The 6,373-nt window shown below is 68.5% G+C and carries 8 protein-coding genes; 1 reads left to right on the top strand and 7 read right to left on the bottom strand.

The genetic code is table 11. From position 1 onward, the window contains the following. From AC3ET4_RS30065 to AC3ET4_RS30050, 4 genes are all read right to left on the bottom strand, one after another. Positions 1-666 (bottom strand): IS701 family transposase (locus AC3ET4_RS30065; RefSeq protein WP_431955012.1); only part of this gene is annotated, 666 nt, incomplete at its 3' end. A 135-nt stretch (positions 667-801) separates the two neighbouring features. Further along, positions 802-1,170 carry a helix-turn-helix domain-containing protein gene (locus AC3ET4_RS30060; protein WP_431955010.1) on the bottom strand — a complete coding sequence of 123 codons (369 nt, stop codon included), beginning with the start codon at positions 1,168-1,170 and terminating at the stop codon, positions 802-804. Positions 1,171-1,200: 30 nt separating this feature from the next. Further along, positions 1,201-1,455, bottom strand: a complete 255-nt coding sequence (locus tag AC3ET4_RS30055; RefSeq protein ID WP_431955008.1) for a hypothetical protein — start codon at positions 1,453-1,455, stop codon at positions 1,201-1,203. A 98-nt stretch (positions 1,456-1,553) separates the two neighbouring features. Then, positions 1,554-1,802, bottom strand: coding sequence for a hypothetical protein (locus AC3ET4_RS30050; RefSeq protein ID WP_431955006.1), 249 nt, complete (start codon positions 1,800-1,802; stop codon positions 1,554-1,556). Between the two features lie 340 nt (positions 1,803-2,142). Here AC3ET4_RS30050 and AC3ET4_RS30045 point away from each other — a divergent pair, with 340 nt between their 5' ends. Beyond that, entirely contained in the window at positions 2,143-3,135 is a 993-nt protein-coding gene (locus AC3ET4_RS30045; RefSeq protein WP_431955004.1) for a helix-turn-helix transcriptional regulator, read from the top strand. 24 nt (positions 3,136-3,159) lie between these two features. On the opposite strand, the gene AC3ET4_RS30040 is transcribed toward AC3ET4_RS30045, so the two are convergent. The 3 genes from AC3ET4_RS30040 to AC3ET4_RS30030 all read right to left on the bottom strand — a co-directional run. Next, complete coding sequence (locus tag AC3ET4_RS30040; protein ID WP_431955002.1) at positions 3,160-4,425, bottom strand: cation:proton antiporter; 1,266 nt, start codon at positions 4,423-4,425, stop codon at positions 3,160-3,162. Between the two features lie 18 nt (positions 4,426-4,443). Next, positions 4,444-5,610 (bottom strand): ABC transporter permease, encoded by a 1,167-nt coding sequence (locus AC3ET4_RS30035; protein ID WP_431955000.1) that lies wholly within the window; start codon positions 5,608-5,610, stop codon positions 4,444-4,446. Then, positions 5,607-6,373 (bottom strand): ABC transporter ATP-binding protein (locus AC3ET4_RS30030; protein WP_431954998.1); only part of this gene is annotated, 767 nt, incomplete at its 5' end. The genes AC3ET4_RS30030 and AC3ET4_RS30035, both read right to left, overlap by 4 nt.

The raw sequence follows: 6,373 nt of genomic DNA, 5'->3' as shown, positions 1-6,373 counted from the left end.
GATGTTGCTGCGTAGGTGCCGCCCGGAGTACACCTCGTCGCCCGCGAACCAGCGTGCCTGCACGCCGGCCGCGAGCGCGCCGGCGACCATGACCACCGCCTGCTGCGGCTTGGTGGCGAACACGGTCTCCTCGGGCACCCCGGCCCACTCGCGGCGTTCCTCGTCCGCGGCCCAGTCCGCCGGGAGGTAGAGCGCCCGGTCGATGACCACCCGCGTCGTCGGCGTGACCGCCGCCAGATGCACCGCCACCTGGCACAGTCCGACCGCGCCGAGGGCGCCGGAGTACTGGTGGCCGGCGCCGACGCAGTCCTTGGAGGACTTGGCGTCCCCCGTTTCGTCGGCCACCGACACCACGTCCTGGCCCGCGAGTTCGTCCGATACCAGGCGGGCGACGGCGTCCCGTGCCGCAGTGTGATCGAACCGGGCCCGGGAGAGCAGGTGCTGCAGTCGATGCGGTCCGGGATGTCCCAGCGCCTGAGCCAGCGTCCAGCAGTTCCGCGTGTCCACTTCCAGCAGCAGCCCAGCGGTCAACTGCGCGGCCGTGGCGCGGGCTTCACGTCGCGCGAAGCAGTCCGCGATCGCCTCCATCGCCGCCCCGAACGCCGTGGCCCACGCCTGCTCGGCTGTGGTGGCCTCCACGGCCACCGCGTCCTTGATCGTCGTCACAAACGTTCATGATCACGGTGGCCGTCCTCATGCCCTCAGCAGCCCCCGGCGAGACGCTGACCAGCACGGACGACGGAACTACAGCTGCCGTGACGGAACGGCGACACCCCGGCGGGTGGGAGGGCGTGGCGTGCATTATCCGGTGACGAGAGGACGTGGCGCAGGTGGCGCAAGGCGCTGCGGCCGGTACTGGCTCGGTATGGATCGCCCGTTGGCCCGTCCCAGGGCCTGGCGCATCGCCTGGTATTGCAGGTACGAGTCGCTGAGCGCTTTGCGGAGCTGGTTTACTTCCTCTATCAGCTCCTGTTCCCGTGCCGCGGATGCGGCGGGGGTGGTCTCGAGGCCGGTTCTGCCGGCCTCGATGAAGCGTTTCTTCCATATGCTTATGGCCTGCGCGGAGACGCCGGCTTCCCGGGCGGCTTCAGCGGCTGTGATCTCTCCGGACAGGATGGACAGAAGGAGGGTGACTTTCTCCTCGGGTGGCAGCGCGGGCGGTCTGGGCACAGTAGGTCTCCACGTGGTTCTTGTGTCGCGTCATATTGCACAGATCGTCCAGCCGGCGAGGGCCGGACGGCACACGATCTCCTCGACGACTTGATCCACATCCCCCTGGGCCGGGGAAGCCGGCGAGGTGACCGCGATGACGGCAGCGCGTGCCGTGCACTCCACGATGGAGGCCTTCCACTGAGGCGGCAGCAGGGCGATCAGTCTCACCGCCGCAGTCTCGGGAGCTGCTCCCAAGGGTGCGTGCTCGGAGGCCTCGATGCGAAAGCGTCGGGGAGTGGTCATGGTGTCCTTGCCTTTCGAAGTGGCGTCTGTGGTGTCGGCCTTTGATGCCGCGGATTGTGCCCGGCTCGCAGGTGTGCGCCCAGAAGCCCCCGGACGGCTCACCCCCAGTCATGCACGTCTGCCGAGTCCAGAACCACGCCCAGGATGTCCTGCACCGTCTCGACGGCATCGGTGATTTGGGCGGTGCAGCAGGATCCGTTCGCAACTGCGGACTGCGGTGCGGCATCATCCGCGTTCGCCGTGCCCGAGCCCGCGAGACACAGAGCGACGGCGGTGAGGGCGGACAGAGCGATCTTCTTGGCGTACGAGCGCGGACGACAGGTGCTGCGGCGGCGCGACTGGTTCATTTTTCTCCCCCTGGCCGAATACTCGGTTCGGACTCCCCCGTGGGGCCCGCACCGAGAACTCTGCCGTTCTGGAGGGTGATGTTGGGGCTGCGGGGCGTGCACCTTGATGCACGCGGGCGTGCCGCATGCTGCATGAAGTTTGAAACGCCAGGTTCTGGAGCCTGCACCCGCCGAGGGAGGACGAACAGCGCGTGAATGATCATCGGCTGTGAAGGTTGAAGTGAGGAATTGAGTACGTAGTCTGTCGTTGTGCATGTCTTGCGGAACCTCGGTTTCTTGCATCGGACGTGCCTGCGCGTGCGTGCGAAGAATGCCTACCGGGGGGGCTATGCAAGCAAATATGCGTTTTCTCGGTGTCGAGACCGAGGTGGAAGAGGCCTACCGGGCTCTACTCCAAGCCGGTGACGCTCTTCCCGAGGAGCTGGCCCGCCGCTGCGGCAGCAAGGCAGCGCCTATGGAAGAGATCTGCCAGCAACTGGTCGAGTCCGGTCTGGCCCAGTCCTCTGACAACGGTGTCCTGACGCCGCTGTCGCCGGCCAAGGCCATCGAAGGACTGGTGACGGCCGCGGTCGAGAAGCTCCAACAGAGCCTGCGGAGCGAGGTCCACACCAGCGGGATCGTCGACACCCTGATCGCGGAGCGGCGCGCCTCGTCCCTCAACGATCACCTGGGTGCCGGCCAGTCCGTGCAGCTGACGGGCATGACGGCGGTAAGGGCGGCCATCGACGAGCTGACGTTCTTCACCTGGAACGAGAGTCTTACCACCAACCCCCGAGGCGTGCTGAGCCAGGAGAGCATCGCTCACGCGCGTCCCATAGACGAGCGGGTGCTGCGACGGGGGGTGCGCATGCGCACCGTGGTGGGGCACGCTGCCCGCGAAGACGCGCCCACCATGGCTTACCTGCGGGAACTGTCAGACATGGGCGCCTCTATCCGGGTGGCGCGCGATCCGATCGAGCGCCTGATCATCTGTGACCGGGCTGCGGCCCTGACGCCGCTGGATCCCGCGCACACCGCGAAAGGCGCGATCATGACCCGCGAACCCGGGCTGGTTGCCGCGCTGGTGTCGTTGTTCGAGCGCATGTGGCGCAGCGCCGATCCTTTGACTCCGCAGGGCATGGAGAGCACCGACCAGCGGGTGGACTCGGTGACGGTGCTGGAACGAAGGATTCTGCAGTCGCTGTGCACCGCGGACAAGGACGAGGTGGGCGCGCGCGAGGTGGGCATCGCGCTGCGTACGTATCGCAAGCATGTGGCGGCGCTTATGCGCCGCCTGGATGCGAGCAACCGCTTCCAGGCCGCCCTTCTCGCGCGCGAGCGCGGCTGGATCTAAGGGGCAGCCCGGAAGCGGAGAGCGCTAGCTGAAGGCAGCCACAGTGACCGGCGGCGTGTCATCGGCGGTGCGCCGACGCTCCAGGTAGGACAGCAGAGGGCCGGTCATCGCGGTGGTGGCCAGGGCCATGACCACCAGGGACAGCGTCATGGGGCCGGTCAGGATGCCCGCGCTCACGCCGGCCTGCAGCACGATGAGCTCGGTCAGACCGCGGGTGTTCATCAGCACCCCCACCTCGCGCGCCACCACGGGGGACTGGCCCGCCAACCGGGTGCCGGCGTAGCCACCCAGGATCTTGCCGATCACGCCCAGAGCGAGGGTGAGAAGGAGCAGTGACCAGGAGGCGGCTCCGTACGAGCGGCTGAGCACGCTCACGCCGGTCACCACGAAGAAGACCGGAACCAGGAAACGCCCGGTCTTCGACACGGTGTCCACCACCGGGGCCCACGGCGTCCGTGCACCAGAGGGCACGGCGAAGCCGACCAGCGCAGCGCCGAGGATGGAGGTCATGCCCAGGTGCTCCATGGCGTATCCCATGCCGCAGGCGGCAACGGCCAGGAATACGACCATTACTTGCCGGCGGCGCAGCAGCCACTGCGCGGCTCGAGAGCGCAGCACACCGCGCAGGATGATCATGAACACCCCGCCGAGAGCCAGTGCTATCAGGCAGTGGATGAGCCCCTGCGCGGTGCGCGCGTTCAGGCACAAGGCCAGGGTGAGCAGAATCCATCCCGCGGAATCGATCAGGACAGCGGCCGCCATGGTCAGGGCACCGCTGGGGGTGTCCTGCATCTTCCGGGCGGCAAGGATGCGCGCCATGACCGGCACCGCGCTGATGGACAGGGAGACAGCGGTCATCAACACGAAGGCGGCAAGCGGCGCGTTGCCCCGCACTGCCGGATGGGCATAAGCGGTGATCCACCACGCCAGCAGGGCTCCGGCCAGCAACGACGGCACCAGGGAGCCGATGGCGACCCACGCCATGGCTCCCTTGCCGGGTCGCCTCGCGCTGCTGCGCAAGTGGTGCGCCAGGCCGACCAGGTAGAGCGCGAGTGCGCCCTGGCCAAGCAGCTTGAGTGCTTCGAGGATGTGCCCCGGCAGCAGAAAGTCGAAGGTGTTATGCCCGACCAGAGCCAGCAGGAGCGGTCCCGCCAGGAGGCCGGCGCTGATCTCGCCGATGACGTCGGGCTGCCGCAACCGGTGGGCGACGCGGCGTCCGCCGTGGGCCAGCAGCAGCGTGAGCAGGAGAGCAGCGATGATGTGGGCGAAGGTGAACAGGGAAGAGGTCATGGGTGCACCTGTCCTGGGTCAGGCGACCAGCGCGTGGCGCCAACGCACCACGGAGCCGATCTTGAGGACGGAGTTGGCGTAGATGCGGGCGGCCAGCCAGACACAGGCGCTGGTCGCGACCACCATCAAGGCGGCGGCGACGAGCTGCTGGAGGAGGGAGACGTTGCCGACGCTGGCCTGCAGTGGCATCAACAGCCCGGAGAAGGGCGGCACGTACTGGACGATGCCGACCCAGCCGGCGTTGAGGTCGCCGGCGGCTGCGGCGGCGATGCCGACCGGTGCCAGGGCCAGGACCATGACGGGCATGAGGACCGCCTGCAGGTCCTCGGGGCGGGAGACCAGCGAGCCGGCGGCGGCGAAGAGGTAGGCGAACAGAGTGAAGGTCAAGAGGAACCACAGGGTCGCGCTGATGAGCGCGGCCGTGGAGGGAAGGCCTTCGGCCTGGTCGCCGAACATGGACCGGGCGCCCACCACGGCAGCGACCAGGACGACGATCTGCAGTACAGCGGCGGTGCCGATGCCGGCGACCTTGCCCATCATCAGCCGCAGCGGGCTGAGGGTGGCCAGGAGGACCTCGATGACGCGGGTGCTCTTCTCCTCCACGACGCCCTGGGCGACCAGCGATCCCTGGCCGATGATCTGCATGAACAGGACGACGACCATGCTGATGGCGGCGCCGATCTCGGTTCCGTTCGGGCCGTTGCCGCCCACGGTGACCAGGGTGGGGCCGGCCGCGGCGACGTCAAGGTTCAGCTGCTGGGTGTCGATCTGCTGGCGGTCGTAGGCGCGCTGGGTGGCCCAGACCTGAGCCAGCGTGATCGCGGAGGACTTGGCCTGGGTGGGGGTGTCCGTGCGGGTCAGCACGCTCACCCGGGAGCCGGTGATCGTGACGGCGGCGTCCACGTCCTTGTCGGTGACGCGGTCGCGGGCCGTCTGCTCATCGGCGCAAGAGGTGAGGCGGATGTCCTCGGGCGGCGTGCCGAAGGAGCTCTGGGCGGCACCGCAGACCGCGACGGTGTGAGTCTTGGGCGCGTTGGCGTAGTACAGGCCGGCGACTAGGCCGAAGACGGCGATGACCATGAAGAGCATGCCGATGAAGTAGCCCTTGGACTTCAGCCGTGCGTCGATCTCGCGGCGGTACACCAGCCACACGTCGCCCAAGGTGCCGTTGCGGGGGGTGCTCACTTGCTCGTCTCGCTCTCGCTCGAGGCGGTGGAGGCGTGCGGCTCCACCAGGTCACGGAAAAGCTGGGACAGGGTGGGACGTTCGCGGGTGAGGCGGCGCACCATGCCGTGCTGCATGGCCGCACGCAGCACGCTGTTCTCGTCATGGCCCGGGGCGGCCTCGACGATCAGAGCGGTGCCGTCCTCGTGCGCCTTGTAGGCGGCGATCGCCTCGGTGTGCAGGGGCCAGTCGGGCTCGGCGCCGTCCACCTGCAGAACCAGCGGGGCCTCCTGCTCGCTGCCGCGTAGTTCGTCGAGGGTGCCGCAAGCGGCGAGCCGTCCGGAGCGCACGATGCCGACCTGGTCGCACAGTCGCTCAACGAGGTCGAGCTGGTGGCTGGAGAAGAGCACGGGGATGCCGTCGGCGGCCTTTTCCTGCAGCACTTCGCTCATGGCGTCGACGGCCAGCGGATCCAGGCCGGAGAAGGGTTCGTCCAGCACCAGGACGTCGGGGTCGTGCACCAGCGCGGCGGCCAGTTGGACCCGCTGCTGGTTGCCCAGGCTGAGCGCGTCGACGGCGCTGTCGCGGTGTTGGGCGATGCGCAGCCGGTCGGTCCAGCGCAGCATGGCCTGGCGGGCCTCGTGGGCGGAAAGGCCGTGCAGGCGGCTGAGGTAGGTCAGCTGGGCGGAGACGGTCATCTTCGGGTAGAGGCCGCGCTCTTCTGGCATGTAGCCGAAGTGGACGGCGGCGGTGGGCAGTGGGGGGGGTTGGCCATGGGCCCACC

It is taken from the genome of Actinacidiphila sp. bgisy167, assembly GCF_057707665.1.
Note: the sequence above shows the minus strand (reverse complement) of the source record. Positions and strands in the feature narration are given on the sequence as shown.